Here is a 19,694-nt window from a genome sequence, read left to right on the forward strand (position 1 = left end):
AAATATTCAGCGATTTCAATAAAATAAAATAATTCAGAACCTGAATAAACAGATTCTGAATTAAGTGTTGTTTGGATATTAACGTTTCGAGAACTGGAATTTCTTACGCGCTTTCTTCTGACCGAATTTCTTACGCTCTACCATTCTTGGATCTCTTGTTAATAGACCTTCTGGCTTTAATATTGCTCTGTTTTCAGCATCAAGTTCGCACATTGCACGAGATAACGCTAAACGTATAGCTTCCGCCTGGCCGGTGATACCACCTCCATATACGTTAACAGTAATATCAAAGTTGCCATCATTGTTAGTCATGGCTAAAGGTTGGTTTACTTTATACTGCAATGGTGCAGTAGTAAAGTATTCCGCCATGTCTTTTTTGTTCACCGTGATGTTACCTTTTCCTTTGGCAACGTACACACGGGCAACAGCCGTCTTTCTACGGCCGATTTTGTGAATTACTTCCATTAGTTAAATTCTTTTAAATTAATTGTCTTTGGCTTCTGAGCTTCGTGAGCGTGCTCAGCACCAGCGACAACAGTTAAATTTCTAAAAAGAACAGCACCTAATTTATTCTTAGGTAACATTCCTTTTACTGACTTTTCTACTAGACGTGTTGGGTCTTTCTCAAACATTTCAGTAGCTGTCAGGCTTCTTTGACCACCTGGATAACCTGTGTGACGGATATAAGATTTATCTGTCCACTTGTTCCCAGTTAAGTTGATTTTTTCCGCGTTTACAACGATAACGTTATCACCGCAATCAACGTGTGGCGTAAAGTTAGGCTTGTGCTTACCTCTTAAAAGTATTGCTACTTTAGAAGCTAAACGACCTAAAGTTTGTCCTTCAGCATCAACTAAAACCCACTCCTTGTTAGCAGTAGCTTTGTTAGCAGAAACTGTTTTGTAGCTTAATGTATCCACGCTAATTTGATTTATTTGCACCACTTTGGTACAATTGATTAAACATTCCTCTTCCGAAAAAGAGTTTGCAAATTTACGATAACTTATTGGATTGCCAAACCTTAACTAATCTTTTTTTATGCTGAAAATCAACGCTTTTAAAATTAGAATTGTATAGGTTTATTTGGTAGCGCGTTCTAAACGGTCATTTATAGATTTTCCTAGGCCAAAATCTGGAAATTTTTCTGCTATAATCACATCTAATTGCATGCCGTCTAATTGATGTAAAACGTCATAAAGATTTGAAGCCGATTCTGTCAAGTCACCAGCTTTAGAAAGCGCAATTTGTACGTCTATATTAGTGTTTTCTATTTCAGATTTAAAAGTTATTAAGCCAACACGTTTGTTTTTATAATAATAAAGTGTCTCTAAAATATTGTCTGTTAACACCGTCTTTGTCTTTGGTGCATAATGACGCGCTAACATTCCAGGAGCTTTTGGTGCACTTTCCCTATTATTCTTTATCTCAACTTTACCAACAACGTTTTCTATAGCTTCAATTGGTGTAGAGCCTAGTCTATAAATAATAGGTTCTTCGTCTTCGAAACCAATAATTGTAGACTCAATACCACTTTTACAAGCGCCGCCGTCTAAAACCATTTGTATTTGGTCTTTAAAATAATCTTCAACATGTTGAGCTGTCGTTGGGCTTATGCGATTAAAAGGATTTGCACTAGGTGCAGCAAGCGGGAAATCTAAAGATTTTAATAGCTCTAATGTCGTTGGATGATTTGGTATACGTACCGCAACGGTATCTTTCCCGGCGGTAATTAAATCAGGGATTACAGCTTTTTTCTTTAGAACTAGAGTAATTGGTCCTGGCCAAAAGGCATCAGCTAATAATTGGGCTTTTTTTGGAATGTACTCAACGATTTTATCGAGATATTCTACAGACGGAATATGAACAATCAGCGGATTAAATAATGGCCTTTGTTTAGTAGCAAAAATAGAATTGATAGCCTTTTTGCTAAAAATATTACCTGCCAAACCATAAACCGTTTCGGTTGGTATAGCTACTAATTCTTCAGCATTTAAGATGGCTACAGCTTTGGATATGTCTTTTGAAATGATGCTCATAAAATTGGATGCAAAGCTACTTTAAAAAAACGACCTTTTAATGCGCCTCCAACCAATTATCACCAATATCTAAATCGACATCAAGCGGAACAGAAAGCTTATAGGCGTTTTCCATTTCAGTTTTAATGAGGGATTTCATAGCTTCTAATTCGGGTTTGTAGATATCAAAAACCAATTCATCATGCACTTGAAGTAGCATCTTCGATTTGTAATTGCCTTCCTTTAATTTTTGATGAATGTTTATCATCGCAATTTTAATAATATCGGCAGCGCTTCCCTGTATTGGCGCGTTTACAGCATTACGTTCTGCTGCACCACGCACCACAGCGTTACGTGAATTGATGTCTTTTAAATAACGACGGCGTCCTAAAACTGTTTGTACATAACCATTATCTCTTGCAAAATCTACCTGATCTTGTATGTAGTTTCTAAGCTTTGGGTATGTGGCGTAATACGTGTCAATTAATTCCTTCGATTCAGAACGGGTGAGATTGGTTTGGTTACTTAATCCAAATGCTGAAACGCCATAGATAATTCCAAAATTAACGGTTTTAGCGTTACTTCGTTGCTCTCGAGTGACCTCGGAAATTGGCACATTAAATACCTTTGAAGCTGTTGAGGCATGTATATCTTCACCATTTTTAAAGGCCTCAATCATGGTTTCTTCTTCACTTAAGGCCGCAATAATTCGTAATTCTATTTGAGAATAATCTGCGGCTAAAAGTGTGTAATTTTCGTTTCGTGGTACAAAGGCTTTACGGACTTGACGACCGCGCTCAGTTCGGATTGGGATATTCTGAAGATTAGGATTGTTACTACTCAAACGCCCCGTTGCAGCAACGGTTTGCATATAATCGGTATGTACGCGACCTGTACTTTCTTCCACTTGAGTAGGTAAAGCATCAACATAAGTACTTTTTAATTTAGTAAGCCCGCGATAGTCTAATATATCTTGAATAATTTGATGGTCTTTTGCCAAATAACTCAACACATCTTCTGCGGTAGAATACTGACCAGTTTTGGTCTTTTTTGGCTTATCGACTAACTTTAATTTTTCAAAAAGAATAACGCCCAATTGCTTTGGCGAGCCAATATTAAATTCTTCTCCAGCAGCTTCAAAAATGCGTTTTTCTAATGAAGCAATGTCGTTATTTAAATCTTCAGAAAGAGAATTCAGAAAGTCTTTATCTAGGTTGATGCCTTCCAATTCCATATCCGCCAAAACACGCAGCAGTGGCACTTCGATATCATCGAATAACTTTTGGGAGTTAGCTTCACCTAGCTCTTTTTCAAAATGCTCTTTCAGTTGCAGTGTAATATCCGCATCTTCTACAGCATATTCGGTTTGCTTTTCTAACGGCACATCGCGCATGGAAAGCTGATTTTTTCCTTTTTTTCCAATAAGTTCTGTAATAGAAATTGGGGTGTAGTTAAGATACGTTTCTGCCAATACATCCATATTGTGACGCATATCAGGATTAATCAAATAATGCGCTAACATGGTATCGAATAATTTGCCTTTTACTTCAATATTATATTTGGCTAAAACTTTGATATCGTATTTTAAGTTCTGACCAATTTTTTCGATGTTTTCGTTTTCAAAAAACGGACGTAAGTCTTCTATAAGAGATTGAGCCTCGGCTTTATTTTCTGGAAATGGCATATAGAATCCTTTTCCTGCTTCCCAAGAAAATGCAATACCAACCAGTTCTGCGGTCAATGGATTAAGGCTGGTGGTCTCTGTATCGAAACAAACCGAAGTTTGATTTAATAAGTTTTTTACAAAGAGTTTGGTTGCCATTCCAGGCGCAACACTTTGATAAAAATGTGACGTGGTTTCTGCTGTTTTACGCTGATAAGACGTGCCTCCTTGCTCATTTTGGTCGCTGAGGTCACTCGAAGTGCCAAATAATGAAAATTGTCCTGCGCCGGCATTCGTAGAACTTGAAGAAGAAGAAGATGAACTTGAAGACTTCTCGACTGCGCTCGAAGTGACAGCATTACTATTCGTAGAAACAGAAGCGTCTTCTGAGAATGTCTTAAGAAAATTATCCGTGAGTCGTCTAAATTCTAATTCCTGAAAGATTTCTTTAACTTTTTCAATATCTGGATGGTCGAGTTCAAAATCTTTGGCATTAAATGTTACAGGAACATCGAGCATTATGGTTGCTAGTTTTTTTGACAACAATCCTAGCTCACCATTAGCCTCAACTTTTTCTTTCATTTTACCTTTTAGCTGGTCTGTGTTGGCTAGCAGACCTTCCATACTTCCAAATTGTTGGATGAATTTTTTTGCTGTTTTTTCTCCAACTCCAGGTAATCCAGGAATATTATCTGAAGAATCTCCCATCATACCTAAGAAGTCAATAACCTGCAAAGGGCTTTCGACTTCAAATTTTTTCTGTACTTCGGGTATGCCCCAAGTTTCGTAACCACCACCAAAAACAGGGCGATACATAAAAATGTTATCTGTAACCAGTTGTGCAAAATCCTTATCTGGCGTGACCATAAAGACCTTGTAACCTTCTTTTTCGGCTTGGCGTGATAAAGTTCCTATAACATCGTCTGCTTCGTAACCTTCTTTAACCATAATTGGAATATGCATGGCTTCGAGAATATTACAAATATGCGGAATTGCGGTGCGGATGCCTTCAGGCGTTTCGTCTCGGTTGGCTTTATATTCTTCATACATTTCTACACGGTCAGCACTTCCGCCTTTGTCAAAACAAACGGCCAAATGGTCTGGACGTTCACGTTTAATAACGTCTAAAAGCGAATTCATAAAGCCCATTATGGCTGAGGTATCTTCGCCTTTAGAGTTAATTCTTGGGTTTTTTATAAAAGCGTAGTAGCCACGAAAAATGAGTGCGTAGGCATCTACTAAGAAGAGACGTTTTTGGTCGGACATTTTTTTAAATTTTGAAGTCTATAAAACTACAAAACTTAAAAGGAAATTTATAATATGTTAGTTGATGATTACACGTTTTGAAATACGTGAGTCTTGAACAAATATATTTAGGATGTACATTCCAGATTTTAAAAAAGATACATCCATATTATCTCTATTATCGACTTCTATTATTTTTTGACCTTGCAAATTGAATAATTGAAGCTTATTTATGGTTTCGTTTGTATTTATAAAAACTGTGCTAGATGCCGGATTAGGATATACACTTATAGATTCTGTTCCAAAATCTTGAGTATTCAATGTGTTGTTTATAACGATGCTGAAGCTTTTAAAACTATCGTTTGGTGCAGTTGCGGCTGTTCTAAATAATCTTAATTTATATGTTGTGCCATTTGAAAGGCCAGTAAAAGTTCCTGACGCCGAAAAACAGTCTAGTTGATTGCCATTACAAGCGTCATACAGTGCAAAGTTGTTCCAAGCAATATTGCCATTTACAGCCACATCACCATCTTCTGGCATTGTAAATTCATACCAAACGTCGGCATAATCTTCGGCAGTTGTTCCATCGCAACCTATCTCATTGTTTAAGTTAGCGCCACCGATGCCAAAAAACACGGTGGTTTCTGTGGACGATACATTTATAGTTTCGGCAGAGGCACAATCATCGTTATTTATAATTTCAAAAGCTTGTATAGTAAAACTAGTAAAACTGTTGTCAGCATTGGCGACCGTCCTAAAAACACGGAGCTTATACGTGGTGTTAGCCGTTAAATTTTCGGTAAGCAAATTGGTGTTACCACAATTAATTTCTGTACCGCTGCAGGAATCGTACAATGCAAAATTATTCCAATTAATAGCGCCACTTATCTGTAAATTACCATTTACAGGCATTGTAAAGTCGTACCAGATATCTACATAATCGTTGGTGATACCGGTGCAACCTTCTTCATTATTAATATCAGCGCCACCAATGTTAAAATCTACAGTAGATGTGCTTGTACTTACCGTTAAATTCTCTGCATTTACGCAATTATCATTAGCAGCTTCTTCAAAAGCCCTGATGGTAAAGCTGTTAAAGCTGTTGTCGGCATTAGCCACAGTTCTAAAAATTCGAAGTTTATAGTTAGTACTAGCTACTAAGTTTTGCGCAAATAAATTGGTGTTTCCGCAGTCTATTTCGGTGCCGTTACAAGTATCGTAAAGTGCAATATTATTCCAATTGATAGAAGCATCAACGAAAAGATTTCCATTGAAGGGCATCGTAAAATCGTACCAAATATCTACATAATCGTTCGTTGTACCAGAACAGCCTTCTTGATTATTTATATCTGCACCACCGATATTGAAATTTACGGTCGTTGCACTTGTAGTCACCGTTAAATTTTCTGCATTTACGCAATCATCGTTTGTAGCCTCTTCGAAAGCCCTAATGGAAAAGCTGTTAAAGCTATTATCGGCATTAGCCACAGTTCTAAAAATTCGAAGTTTATAGCTTGTGCCAGTGACTAAGTTTTGCGTAAATAAATTGGTGTTTCCGCAGTTTATTTCGGTGCCGCTACAAGCATCGTAGAGTGCAATATTATTCCAATTAATGGATGCATCAACGAAAAGATTTCCGTTAAAAGGCATAGTAAAGTCGTACCAAATATCTACATAATCGTTTGTTGTTCCTGAACAACCTTCTTCATTATTAATATCAGAGCCGCCAATATCAAAGTTCACGGTAGATTGTGTAGTTGTTACAGTAATGTTTTCGGCATTGGTACAGGTATCATTAGTTGTTTGTTCAAAGGCAACAATACTAAAACTCTGAAATCCTGTATTTGAGGCCGTTGAACTTGGTCTAAACACTCTTAATTTATAATTCGTTGAAGCCGAGAGGTTGTTATAAAACTGATTACCAAATCCGCATTGAATTAAAGAGCCACCGCAACTATCGTATAAGGCAAAGTTATTCCAATTTATGCTGCCTTCTATGTAAACATTTCCATCAACTGGCATTGAAAAGTCAAACCACACGTCGGCATAATCTGTGGTAGAACCAGGACATCCTTCTTCGTTAATTAATGCTGCAGAATTGATATCAAAAGTGTAAGAATTGGATGTAAGTTCTACCAAAATATTTTCAGAAGTTGCACACGTCTCGTTTGTAGGTTGGGCAAAGCTAGATATGGTAAAAAGGAATAATAGATAGGAGTAAAAGTGTTTCATTGGTTGGATGAATTAGACCTTCAATGTAATAAAAATTAAATTAATTTTAAATAATTTTTCGTTTATATAAAATTGATTGTTAAATAGTTATGTGGTCTTTATCAAAACAAAAAACCCAACATTTATTGTTGTGTTTTATGAATTCCGAAATTTTTGATTTAAGGCGCAGGATTAGGAATTGAAGCATGCACTTTATTAATAGCTTTCATAACATCGTCATTTAATGAGATATTAATGCTGTCAATGTTTTCTTCTAGTTGCTCTAAATTGGTTGCGCCTATAATATTACTTGTTAAAAACGGACGCTCGTTAACAAAAGCGAGAGACATTTGCGCTAAAGACATATTGTTGTCCTCGGCAATTTTTAAATAGCGTTTTGTCGCTTCGGTAGCTTGCTCGCTACTGTATCTTGCAAAACGTGGAAATAATTTTAAACGTGCATTATCTGCCGCATTTCCTTTAATGTATTTGCCGGAAAGTACGCCAAATGCCATAGGCGAGTATGCCAATAGACCAATATTTTCGCGATGTGCAATTTCTGCTAAATCGCCTTCAAACGGTCTACATAATAATGAATATGCATTTTGTATCGTAATTGGTCTTGGTAAATTATGCTGCTTAGATTCTTGCAAATAGCGCATTGTTCCCCAAGCCTTTTCATTCGAAATTCCTATTTGTCTTACTTTTCCCGACTTTACAATTTTATCTAGATTGTGTAGAATTTCATTAAAATTATCTTCCCATTTGTCATTAGGATTATGCTTATAATCGCGTTGCCCAAAAGTGTTCGTTTCGCGTTCTGGCCAATGCAACTGGTACAAGTCAATGTAATCTGTTTTTAGTCGTTTTAAACTGCCTTCAACGGCTTCATTTAATGCTTTTTTACTAAAACCAGTCGTTCTAATATGTGCTGTGTAGTCGCCAGGACCAGCTATTTTTGTTGCTAAAACTACCTTGTCTCTATTGCCTGTTTTTGCAAACCAGTTACCAATAATACGCTCGGTTTCGGCATAAGTTTCGGCTGTAGCAGGCACAGGATAGAGCTCTGCCACATCAAAAAAATTAACGCCTTTATCTAAGGCTAAATCCATTTGTGCGAAACCTTCGTCTTGGGTGTTTTGGTTTCCCCAAGTCATTGTGCCAAGGCATATTTTACTAACTTTTATGTCCGTATGTGGTAGGTTGGTGTATTTCATGGCAAATTTTAATTTGTCACCCTGATCTTGTTTCAGGGTCTCATTAATAACTCTCTCATTTAGGTTTCGACTGCGCTCAACCCGACATTAATATTTAACAAAAATAAGAAGACCTTTCAGGTTGGTAAAACTAGAAAGGTCTAAATGTATGTTAATCTTCGGAAGAAAAGATTCTGAATCAAGTTCAGAAGGACAAAATGGTTTGTTTATATCTCATTCAACAACTTCGATATCTCATCTAATTTTGGCGTCAGGATTACCTCGATTCTTCGATTTTTTGCGCGACCCTCAGCAGTTTCATTTGTAGCTATCGGAGCATATTCGCCGCGTCCGGCAGCGGTTAAATTTTCTGGGTTAATGGAAGCGTTTTCGCGTAGAATATTTACAATTGCTGTAGCACGTTTGGTAGATAAATCCCAGTTGCCACTTAATTGCGCATTGCCTTTGTACGGTACGTTGTCTGTATGACCTTCAATTAAAATAGCAATCTCTGGATTGTCGGCTAACACTTCGCCAAGTTGTTTTACAGCTTGTTTTCCTTGGGCACCGACGAACCAACTTCCTGATTCAAATAACAATTTATTTTCCATCGATACGTAGACTTTTCCGTCACGTTGTTCAACGGTTAATCCTTTGCCTTCAAAATTGGTTAGGGCTTTAGAGATAGCTTCTTTTAATTTGGTCATTGCAGCGTCTTTGCTAGCTATAACGTTCTCAAGTTCTGCCACACGCTTAGAACGATTTTCTAATTCGCTTTGCAATTTTTGTAAACGGTCGTTTTCTGCTGCTAAGGCTTGCTCTTTTGCTTCTAATTGCGCTAATAGTTCGCGATTCTTTTTAGAGTTTGCAGCGATGGATGCAGAGCTTTGCTCTTCTAAAGCGTTGTAAGACGCTTTTAAGTTTTCGAGATTGGTTTTTGTTGCTGCTAATTCTGTGGTTAATTGGTCACGTTCAGTAATAGCACCTTCGTATGCCTTTTGCAATTTTTCTAAATCATTCTCAAGCTTTGTTTTGGCATCAGAAAGTGATTGATTTTCTTCAGAAAGTTGACGATGTTCTTTTTTTAAATCGGCATATTTGTCTTCTAAATCTGTGTAAATTTTTTTAGACACACACGATGAAAATAGACCTAAACTTAAGGCTAAAATTGAGATTTTTTTAATCATAAAATGGTTGTATTTGGGTTTGATTGTGAAAATTTTTAAAATTCTAATTCGAGCAATATTGGACAATGGTCGCTATGTACTGCTTCGGTAAGTATAACGCTGCGTTTTAGATTTTCTTGTAAAGGTTCTGTAGCTAACGCATAATCCAAACGCCAACCCTTATTGTTAGCCCTCGCATTGGCACGATAACTCCACCACGAAAATTTTTGCAATTCAGGATTTAGATATCTAAAACTATCTATAAGTCCGCTATCTATAAAGTTGCCCAACCACTCGCGTTCTTCTGGTAAAAACCCTGAAACACCTTTCATTTTGGGGTTGTGGATATCGATTTCTTCATGACAAATATTATAATCGCCGCAAATGACCAAATTCGGGATGTCTTTTCGCAATTCGTTTACATAATCCTGAAACTCATCCATGTATTGAAACTTGTAGTCCAAACGTGCATCGTTTGTACCCGACGGCAAATACAAACTCATAACAGATACGTTATCAAAGTCGGCACGGATGTTACGACCTTCAAAATCCATATGGTCAATACCAGTACCAAACTCGACATGATTAGGTTCGGTTTTGCTTAAAATAGCTACGCCACTATAGCCCTTTTTTTGTGCGCTAAACCAGTAATTGTATTTGTAGCCAGCGTCTTCAAATTCTTGCAAATCGAGTTGGTCTTCTTGGGCTTTAGTTTCTTGCAAACAAATCACGTCTGGGTTTGTGGCTACTAACCAATCTATAAATCCTTTTTTCAAAGCGGCACGTATGCCATTGACATTGTATGATGCTATTTTCATATTTATCTTGCGCAAAAGCGGAAGTTTCATTTTAAGTGTTAAACATAAATACTGTCTGTTCGAGCGCAGTCGAGAACTATTAAATTGAAATAATATTAAAAACCTCTCGACTGCGCTCGAGGAGACATAATTCCCATTTAGCCAAAAATAAATAATACCGTACTTTTACAAGGCGTTTTTATTGTGAAATATGTCTTAAATAAAGGCGTTAGGTTTCTGTATGCGACAATTAATTACTCTTTTAGTTTTCTTTATTACACTCTCTGTGTTTTCGCAAGAGCGAAAGAGTAATTATATAACTAAAAGGATTGCGGTAAAAGACTCTATAAAAATCGATTCTGTAAGCATTAACTCTTCTTTTTTTAAAGTGAAAACTAAATCTGGACGCATCATAGATTCTAATTTGTATACCATAGATTTTTCAAAATCTGTTTTACGGTTAAAGAATTTTCAAACGTTAGATACGGTTATTGTGGAGTATTTGCGCTATCCAGACTTTATTACAAAAACATATAAACAGCTCGATAAAAGTATTATCGTAGAAAATACAGAGGCGCGTCAGAAGTTATATCAACTTCAAAATACAAAACGCAATTCTAATTTTATCCCTTTTGATGGGCTTACGACTTCTGGAAGTATTTCTCGTGGTGTTACCATTGGCAACAATCAAAACTCGGTTCTCAACAGTGAATTAGACCTTCAGATTTCTGGAAAGTTAAGTGAAAACGTATCACTAAGAGCGTCTATACAAGATGCTAATATTCCGTTGCAAGAAAGCGGATTTTCGCAACGCTTAGATGAGTTTGACCAAATTTTTATAGAACTATTTAGCAAAGATTGGCGCATAAGAGCTGGTGATATTGACCTGATGAATATCACCAGCTATTTTAACGGATTTAGCAAGCGAGTACAAGGTCTTTTTGTAAACGCTAACTTGAGTGAAAAGACAACAGTTTTTGCTTCTGGAGCATTAGTGCGTGGGCAGTTTACAACTAGCCAATTTACGGCCCAGGAAGGCAATCAAGGTCCGTATAAATTACGTGGCCAAAATGGCGAATTGTTTGTGCTTGTGGTCTCAGGAAGTGAAACGGTTTATGTTAATGGCTTGCCGCTAGAACGTGGTGAAAATAAAGATTATATCATAGATTATAATGCTGGTGAAATCATTTTCAACTCTACATTTCCCATAACTTCTGAAATGCGAATTACGGTTGATTATCAGTTTAGCGATAGAAATTATTCGCGATTTACTGTTTATGGCGGAAGCAATTATGAAAGTGAAAAGCTAAAACTCAATCTTTCGTTATATTCCGAAAGTGACGCTAAAAATCAGCCATTACAGCAGAATTTATCTACGGAGCAAGTTGGAATTTTGGCAAATGCAGGTGACGATAGAAGTTTAATGACAGCGCCATCTGCGGTTGAAGAAGAATTTTCGGAAAACCGAATTCTATACAGAAAAGAGCTATTTGGCACCGAAGAAATCTTTGTGTTCTCTAATGACCCAAATGACCAATTATTTGGCGTTCGGTTTACATTGGTTGGTGATAATCAAGGGAACTATGTGTTGAGTAACGATAGTACGGTGGCAAATATTTACGAGTATGTACCGCCAATAGCAGGAATTCCTCAAGGAAATTTTGAACCTATCATTCAGCTAATTGCACCAGAGCGTTTGCAAATAGCTACGCTTAATGGTACTTATACGCCAACGGAGACGACCAATTTATTTTTTGAATTAGCAGGAAGTAAAAACGACTTAAATCTATTTTCTGGTATAGATGATGGTAATAACGATGGCTTTGCCGGCAAATTAAAATTGCAACAAAACATTATAAAAAGAGATAGCACTTGGAATATTTCTGCCTTGGCGGATGTGGATTATTTACAAGACAATTTTAGGACAGTGCAACGTTTGTACCGACCAGAGTTTTCTAGAGATTGGAATTTAGACACGCCGCAGACCAATCAAGGCAACTTAAGCTTGGGAAATCAGTTATTGTTTAATTCTGGATTGCAAGTGTTTCATTATAAAAAGGGACGCATGGCCTATAATTTTGAACATCTAAATTATTCGGAGACCTTTAATGGAAATCGTCATAACCTTAACGCTGATTTGCGATTGGGAAATTTTTCAATTTTCTCAAAATCTAGTGCGCTGACAAGTAATTCCACAATAAATAAATCTAAATTTTTACGTTCTTTTAATCGTGTGGTTTACGGTAAAGGGAACAAATGGGCAGGTGGAAAAGTAGCTTTAGAAGATAATCAACAAACTGAAATTGCAACAGATTTACTTACGTCATTAAGTCAAAAATTCACATCGTACGAAGCCTTTGCAGGTATCGGTGATAGTACAAAGGTATTTGTAGAATTAGGTTACATCAATCGTGTAAATGACAGTTTGCGGAATAATGACTTGCAACGTGTAAATACATCAAACACCTATTATTTAAAGTCACGATTAATTCAGAGTAAAACAACCAATCTTCAATTGTTTGTTAATTACAGAAATTTAAAGGCCACGGATGTCTCAACCCAAGATGAGCAATCTTTAAACAGTCGATTAAATTACAATCAGCGTTTGTTTAAAAATGTGGTTTTGCTAAACACGAGCTACGAGACAAATTCGGGTACTTTGCCGCAACAAGACTTTACCTTTGTTGAGGTCGAAGCTGGTCAGGGCAATTTTACATGGATAGATTATAACGAAAATGGTATCCAAGAATTAGGCGAGTTTGAGGTTGCACAGTTTGCAGACCAAGGTAACTATATCAGGGTATTATTACCTAATCAGGTGTTTGTGCAAACACATCAAAATCGCTTTAGCCAGACGGTAACATTTAATCCGCAATCATGGAATTCGTCAGAACAGAAAACGAAGAAATTTTGGTCACATTTTTATAATCAGACGTCGTTTTTAGTAGATAACAAATTACGTAGAAGCGGAAGCGATTTTAATCTAAATCCGTTTGAAGCCCTGAGCGATGGTAATGATAGCGACCCCAATCGCCTAGGCTTAAACTTTAATCTTAGAAATGTCTTATTCTTTAATCGCGGAAAACAGCGTTACACAACCTCTTACACTTTTTTAACCAACAAAAGCCAGACCTTATTATCCATTGGTGCACAGCAAAGCCGCTTGCGAAGTCATCAACTAAATTTTAACCACAAGTTTGCAAAAAGTTGGTTAATTAATACTGAGGGAAGTCTAAGTAAAACAAGAAGCGAAAATGAAAGTTTTACCAATCGAAATTTTAATATTGACGAAACACAATTTCAACCAAAATTGTCCTATATTTTTAATGAAAATGCGCAGTTTGATGTGTTTTACCAATTTACAAACAAAAAAAATACCATTGGTAATTTTGAAGAACTGAGTCAGAACAATTATGGCTTCTCATTTACGTATAACAATGCACAAAAAATAGCCTTGACGGGTGAGTTTAATTACTTTCAGAATGATTATGTCGGCAATGCCAACACACCAGTGGCATTTCAGATTTTAGAAGGGTTACAACCCGGACAAAATTTTACATGGAGTCTCATTGCACAAAAGAAATTGACAAAATTTTTGGACTTAAACCTCAATTATTTTGGGCGAAAAACCGAAAGTTCTAACACTATACATACAGGAACAGTACAGTTAAAGGCGTATTTTTAACTTCGACCTTTCGACCACGCTCAAGGCAGGCAAGCTTAGTTTCCAAAAAAAATAAATGTTTTAAAGCAACCTTTTCTAAAACTTTACATCTTTGTGGTGTGATTCTTGATGTAAGAATCCACTAATTTCAATCAATTAAAAAATGAAAAAACTTCTTTTAACTATTTGTATGGTAGGTGTATTGCTTAATGTAAATGCACAAGACGACGCATCGGCAACCTCGACTTCTGATAATTTTAATGAATTAAAACTCAATGCACTTTATGCTGTGGTCGGCGTTTTAGACCTTACCTACGAGCGTACGCTTAATGAAGAATCGGGTATTGGATTGACATTTGCGGTGCCTTTTGATAAAGAATTAGATTCTGATATTAACTATTACGTTTCACCATATTATCGCTTTTACTTTGGTAAAAAATATGCAGCCGGATTTTTCCTCGAAGGTTTTGGAATGTTATCTGCTTATGAGCAGACAGATATTTTTATCGGAAATGATGTTGTTATAAACGAAGAAAGTAAATTAGCCTTTGCATTAGGAATTGGTGTTGGTGGCAAATGGGTTACTAATGGTGGATTTATTGGTGAATTAAGTTTAGGTGTAGGAAGAAATATTATTAATGCAGACGACTTTATAGACGATGTCGTTGGTAAGATTAGTATTGGGATAGGGTATCGATTCTAGATATAATATTTACTATAAAAACGCCCAAACTGAAAAGTTTGGGCGTTTTTTGTTTTTTGCATTCTTGGACTTCGCTCTGAATGACAAATAGCTTTATTACATTTTCATCAACCACTCTTTAACATCGACTTCTTTTTTTATGATGGATTTTAGGTCTTCAATCTTAACACGTTGCTGTTCCATTGTGTCTCTGTGGCGTATAGTTACAGTGTTGTTTTCTAAACTTTCACCATCTACGGTAATACAAAATGGTGTTCCGTTGGCGTCTTGTCTGCGGTAACGACGACCTACAGCATCTTTCTCGTCATAAACCACATTATAGTCCCATTTTAAATCTTCGATGATTTGTTTAGAAAGTTTTACCAAACCTTCGTCCTTTTTTACCAATGGTAAAATAGCTGCCTTTACAGGCGCTAGAACTGCTGGAAGTTTTAAAACGGTACGGCTAGAACCATCTTCTAATTCCTCCTCGATAAGCGAGTTAGAAAATACAGCTAAAAACATACGGTCTAGACCAATAGAAGTTTCTAAAACATAAGGTGTGTAACTCTCGTTTTCTTCATGGTCAAAGTACTGTAGTTTTTTACCTGAATATTCCTCGTGTTGTTTTAAATCAAAATCGGTACGCGAGTGGATACCTTCTAATTCTTTAAATCCAAATGGGAATTTAAATTCTATATCCGTAGCCGCATCTGCATAGTGCGCTAATTTTTCGTGGTCATGGAAACGGTAGTTGTCTTCACCTAAGCCTAAAGACAGATGCCATTTAAGGCGTGCTTCTTTCCAATGCTTAAACCATTCTGTTTGCGTACCCGGTTTGATGAAAAACTGCATTTCCATTTGCTCAAACTCACGCATTCTAAAGATAAATTGGCGTGCAACAATTTCATTTCTAAACGCTTTACCAGTTTGTGCAATACCAAACGGAATCTTCATGCGCCCCGTTTTTTGCACATTTAAGAAGTTAACAAATATACCCTGTGCAGTCTCTGGTCTTAGGTACAAGTCCATAGCAGAATCTGCAGAGGCACCTAATTTGGTACCAAACATAAGGTTAAACTGCTTTACATCTGTCCAGTTTTTACTTCCAGAAAGTGGGTCTGCGATTTCAAGCTCTTCAATAAGTGCTTTTACATCGGCTAAATCTTCATTTTCTAAAGATTTTGCCATTCGAGATAAAATGGTATTTATTTTTTCTTGATAGCCTAAAACGCGGCCGTTAGTGGATACAAATTCCTCTTTATTAAAAGCATCGCCAAAGCGTTTCTCAGCTTTCTTAACTTCTTTGTCAATCTTAGCTTCAATCTTAGCACAGTAATCCTCGATTAAAACATCGGCACGGTAGCGTTTTTTAGAATCTTTGTTGTCAATCAATGGGTCGTTAAACGCATCGACGTGTCCGGAGGCTTTCCAAGTTGTAGGATGCATAAAGATTGCAGCATCAATACCTACAATATTATCATTTAGTTGCACCATGGCTTTCCACCAATAGTCGCGTATGTTTTTTTTGAGTTCTACACCGTTTTGCGCATAGTCGTAAACAGCACTTAAACCATCGTAAATTTCACTACTTTGAAATACATACCCGTACTCCTTTGCGTGAGATAAAACCTTTTTAAATTGATCTTCGTTATTTGCCATTCTGCAAAAATAAAAAACCGCCAGAATTAACGTCGCTTTTTTGTTATTTATAGTCACTTAAAAATTAAGTATTACATTTAAGTTGAAAAGTGTAAGACTTATTAATTAGTAATAGTGTTTCAAAACTTACTAAATCTTTTCTTTCCGCAAATATGCGAAGCCTGCAAAACGCCACTTTCTGATAACGAAAAGGTGATTTGTGTAGACTGTCGCCACGATTTGCCAATTACAAATTTTCATTACCAAGCGGATGATGCCATAAAAAAGATTCTATATGGTCGTGTTCAGCTTGAAAATGCAACGGCATTACTCCATTTTTCAAAAAAGGGATTGGTACAAGAACTGCTTCATAATCTAAAATATAGAGGACATGAACATATTGGAGAATTCTTAGGAAAATGGCTTGGGTCCGAATTAAAAGATTTAGAGAATTACAAAATTATCGATGTTGTTGTGCCAGTTCCTATCCATAAAAACAAACTAAGAGAGCGTGGTTATAATCAAGTTACCAAATTTGGGGTTGCTATTGCAGAAATACTAAATGCTGAGTATCGCGAGAGCGCCTTGTTAAAGATAGAAAAGAGCAAAACGCAGGCTTTAAAAGATAGATTAACACGTTTAGATGATGCCGAAAAGCAATTTGCTACAGGAGATTTTAAAGGTTTAGACAACAAGCACATTTTATTAGTCGATGATATTATTACCACTGGCGCTACTGTAGAAGCTTGCATAGAGTTGCTTAATACAATTCCGGGTGTTAGAGTAAGTTTAGCAGCTATGGCAGTTACGGAATAGTATTTTTGTTTTAGCGCTTTTTGCTATGTAAAGATAATTTGAATATTGATGTTTCGTTATTAATAGAATTAAGTCGTTAATTTGCTAAAATTTTTTCGAGGTATATGTTTTCAAAATCATTTAAGATTTATTTTGCTATCGCAGGGCTTATTTTTTTTATAGTTGGTTGTGCGAGTAGAGGAAGACCTGATGGCGGACCTAAAGACGAAACACCTCCAGAAATTACTAAAGAGTCTCCACCAAATTATTCAACAAATTTTAAAGCAGAAGAAATTCGTATTTATTTTAACGAGTATGTAAAGATTAAAGATTTACAAAAACAGTTAATCATCTCGCCACCGATGAAAACCCAACCTGCAATTACGCCAATGGGTAATGCGAGTACTTACATAAAAATTAAAATAAAGGATACTTTAGAAGCCAATACAACATATGCATTTAATTTTGGGAATAGTATTGTAGATAATAATGAAGAAAATCCATATCCTTACTATCGTTATGTGTTTTCTACAGGAGATACAATCGACTCGCTTTCTGTAAAAGGTGCCGTTTTTGATGCTGAAAGTAGAAGCGCCGACCCTTTTGTTTCTGTTATGCTATACGAAATAGATTCTAGCTACACAGATTCTATTGTGTATAAGCAAAAGCCAAAATACGTAACTAATACGTTAGACAGTCTTACAACCTTTAGTATCGATAACATCAAGGAAGGGACTTATAAATTGGTGGCTCTAAAAGACGAAAATTCTAATTTTACATTCGAGCCAAAAACAGATAAAATTGGATTTTATGAAGGTGAAATTTCTGTTCCTACAGACTCGTTATACAATATTACGTTATTTAAGGAAGTGCCAGATTTCAAGGTTTTAAAACCGAGCCAAGTTGCAGAACAACGCATCTTATTTCCTTTTGAAGGATATCTTAAGGATATTGATATTACTGTCGAATCGGATTCTATAAAAAACTTAGAATACAGAATTACTAGAGATAAAGAAAAAGACACACTGTATTATTGGTACAAGCCAAAAGTGGAAGTAGATTCGGCTTCATTTTTAGTCAAGAGCGAATTGTTTACAGAGACATTTAAGTACAAGTTTAGAGGAGGCGATAGAGACTCATTAATCGTATCTCCATTGAAAGCAGGAACGATTAGTTTTAATGAAAAGTTTACGTTAGAGGCTACCACACCTTTCGAAAAAATCGACACCACTAAGATTCAGCTAATTAATAAAGATTCTATCAGAGTAGCGTACGATGTTGAGTTCGATAGGTTGTATAATCGCTACAAGTTTAAAATAGATTTAAATGAGTCAGAAAATTATAAAATGGAGTTGTTACCATCCGCAATAACCGATTTTTATGGCGAGGTAAATGATACCCTTAACTTTAGTTTTAGCACACGAAAGGAATCCGATTATGGCAGCATACGTGTAAATTTAGTTAATGCAAAATTGCCCGTAATTGTACAGCTTACGGACGATAGAGGAAAAGTGCTTCACGAAAGATATACGGATGAATATCCCGCTGTTGACTTTAATAATATCGAAGCCAAACAATACCAATTGCGAGTCGTTTTTGATGAAAATAAAAACCGAAGATTCGATACAGGGAATTACCTAAAGAAAATTCAACCAGAACGCATTAGCTATTATCCAAATCCAGAAGACACTAATGTCCGTGCAAATTTTGACTTTGTGGTTACATTTACACTCCTTGAAGAATAAAGTTGTCTCTATCGTTCAAGAAGTTGAGTTTGTTGCGATACGCTTCAATATGAGACTTATCTAAGGTCACAACGTTAATGCCATTTTCATCAGAGTTAAAATCGCTTAATGTTTCTCCTAAAACATCATAACACGCTGAATGACCTGGGTAATCATGTCCGCTATCATCTTTACCTATTCTGTTTACACCAATACAATAACTCATATTTTCGATAGCTCTTGCTTTTAATAAAGCATCCCATGCGCTAATGCGTGGTTTAGGCCAATTAGCAACGTAGAGTAACACGTCGTAATCTTCTGTATTTCTAGCCCAAACAGGGAAACGTAAATCGTAGCAAATTAACGGACAAATTCTAAAACCTTTATAATCAATAATCGTTTTTGAAGTTCCTGCGGTATAAACTTTATGTTCACCAGCAAGTGTAAACGTGTGGCGTTTATCGTAGCTATCAATTGTTCCGTTTGGATGAATAAAAACCAAACGATTGTAATAATTGTTTTTTTCTATAATCACTAAACTTCCCACAATAGCAGCCTCTTTTTTCTTGGAAAGTTCTTTAAGCCAGGCGATGGTTTCTCCATCCATAGTTTCGGCAACTTCTGAAGCATTCATCGTAAAACCAGAAGTAAACATTTCGGGTAAAACGATAAGGTCTACAGTTTCTGAAATAGAAGCAATTTTAGATGTGAAATTTTCACGATTTGCCTTAGGATTTTCCCATGCCAAATCTGTTTGTATGAGTGCAACTTTAAGTTCAGTTTTCATCTAATTTAATTCTTGAAAAATCTGTTTTATAGGATTTACTTCGTTAGTTATAATTGCTCTTTTTCGTCAAACGTTCATTATGACCTTCCATGATTTAAAATTAGTAAA

The 19,694-nt window shown here is 36.2% G+C and carries 14 protein-coding genes; 4 read left to right on the forward strand and 10 right to left on the reverse strand.

Going from position 1 to position 19,694, the window contains the following annotated elements:
- Nucleotides 1–78: 78 nt before the first annotated feature.
- The 8 genes from rpsI to DFQ05_RS11295 form a co-directional block, all read right to left on the reverse strand.
- A complete protein-coding gene (rpsI, locus tag DFQ05_RS11260; RefSeq protein ID WP_132705511.1) occupies nt 79–465 on the reverse strand; it encodes a 30S ribosomal protein S9 in 387 nt (128 codons plus the stop codon).
- On the reverse strand, nt 465–920 hold the full coding sequence (gene rplM, locus DFQ05_RS11265; protein ID WP_132705512.1) for a 50S ribosomal protein L13: 456 nt from the start codon (nt 918–920) through the stop codon (nt 465–467). Before rplM ends, rpsI begins: the two co-directional genes overlap by 1 nt.
- Nucleotides 921–1,079: 159 nt before the next feature.
- Nucleotides 1,080–2,036, reverse strand: a complete 957-nt coding sequence (locus tag DFQ05_RS11270) for an L-threonylcarbamoyladenylate synthase (RefSeq protein ID WP_132705513.1) — start codon at nt 2,034–2,036, stop codon at nt 1,080–1,082.
- A 37-nt stretch (nt 2,037–2,073) separates the two neighbouring features.
- Entirely contained in the window at nt 2,074–4,944 is a 2,871-nt protein-coding gene (polA, locus tag DFQ05_RS11275; RefSeq protein WP_132705514.1) for a DNA polymerase I, read from the reverse strand.
- A gap of 57 nt (nt 4,945–5,001) precedes the next feature.
- Nucleotides 5,002–7,155: a T9SS type A sorting domain-containing protein gene (locus tag DFQ05_RS11280; RefSeq protein WP_132705515.1), complete on the reverse strand. Its 2,154-nt coding sequence runs from the start codon at nt 7,153–7,155 to the stop codon at nt 5,002–5,004.
- A 158-nt stretch (nt 7,156–7,313) separates the two neighbouring features.
- On the reverse strand, nt 7,314–8,351 hold the full coding sequence (locus DFQ05_RS11285; RefSeq protein ID WP_132705516.1) for an aldo/keto reductase: 1,038 nt from the start codon (nt 8,349–8,351) through the stop codon (nt 7,314–7,316).
- Between the two features lie 206 nt (nt 8,352–8,557).
- Nucleotides 8,558–9,517 carry an OmpA/MotB family protein gene (locus DFQ05_RS11290; protein ID WP_132705517.1) on the reverse strand — a complete coding sequence of 320 codons (960 nt, stop codon included), beginning with the start codon at nt 9,515–9,517 and terminating at the stop codon, nt 8,558–8,560.
- A gap of 35 nt (nt 9,518–9,552) precedes the next feature.
- Nucleotides 9,553–10,314, reverse strand: coding sequence for an exodeoxyribonuclease III (locus DFQ05_RS11295; protein WP_132705518.1), 762 nt, complete (start codon nt 10,312–10,314; stop codon nt 9,553–9,555).
- Between the two features lie 220 nt (nt 10,315–10,534).
- On the opposite strand from DFQ05_RS11295, the gene DFQ05_RS11300 reads away from it, so the two are divergent.
- The gene (locus tag DFQ05_RS11300) at nt 10,535–13,978 is read left to right on the forward strand and encodes a hypothetical protein (protein WP_132705519.1); all 3,444 of its coding nucleotides are present in this window, start codon (nt 10,535–10,537) and stop codon (nt 13,976–13,978) included.
- A gap of 142 nt (nt 13,979–14,120) precedes the next feature.
- Nucleotides 14,121–14,660 (forward strand): DUF3575 domain-containing protein, encoded by a 540-nt coding sequence (locus DFQ05_RS11305; protein WP_132705520.1) that lies wholly within the window; start codon nt 14,121–14,123, stop codon nt 14,658–14,660.
- A 96-nt stretch (nt 14,661–14,756) separates the two neighbouring features.
- On the opposite strand, the gene DFQ05_RS11310 is transcribed toward DFQ05_RS11305, so the two are convergent.
- Nucleotides 14,757–16,301 carry a glycine--tRNA ligase gene (locus tag DFQ05_RS11310; protein ID WP_132705521.1) on the reverse strand — a complete coding sequence of 515 codons (1,545 nt, stop codon included), beginning with the start codon at nt 16,299–16,301 and terminating at the stop codon, nt 14,757–14,759.
- 114 nt (nt 16,302–16,415) lie between these two features.
- Here DFQ05_RS11310 and DFQ05_RS11315 point away from each other — a divergent pair, with 114 nt between their 5' ends.
- Nucleotides 16,416–17,096 (forward strand): ComF family protein, encoded by a 681-nt coding sequence (locus DFQ05_RS11315; protein WP_132705522.1) that lies wholly within the window; start codon nt 16,416–16,418, stop codon nt 17,094–17,096.
- A gap of 104 nt (nt 17,097–17,200) precedes the next feature.
- On the forward strand, nt 17,201–18,820 hold the full coding sequence (locus tag DFQ05_RS11320; RefSeq protein WP_132705523.1) for an Ig-like domain-containing domain: 1,620 nt from the start codon (nt 17,201–17,203) through the stop codon (nt 18,818–18,820).
- On the opposite strand, the gene DFQ05_RS11325 is transcribed toward DFQ05_RS11320, so the two are convergent.
- On the reverse strand, nt 18,801–19,586 hold the full coding sequence (locus tag DFQ05_RS11325) for an amidohydrolase (RefSeq protein ID WP_132705524.1): 786 nt from the start codon (nt 19,584–19,586) through the stop codon (nt 18,801–18,803). The genes DFQ05_RS11320 and DFQ05_RS11325 overlap by 20 nt on opposite strands.
- Nucleotides 19,587–19,694 lie beyond the last annotated feature (108 nt).

Origin of the sequence: Winogradskyella wandonensis (assembly GCF_004346845.1) — a bacterium.
GTDB classification, from domain to species: Bacteria; Bacteroidota; Bacteroidia; order Flavobacteriales; family Flavobacteriaceae; genus Winogradskyella; species Winogradskyella wandonensis.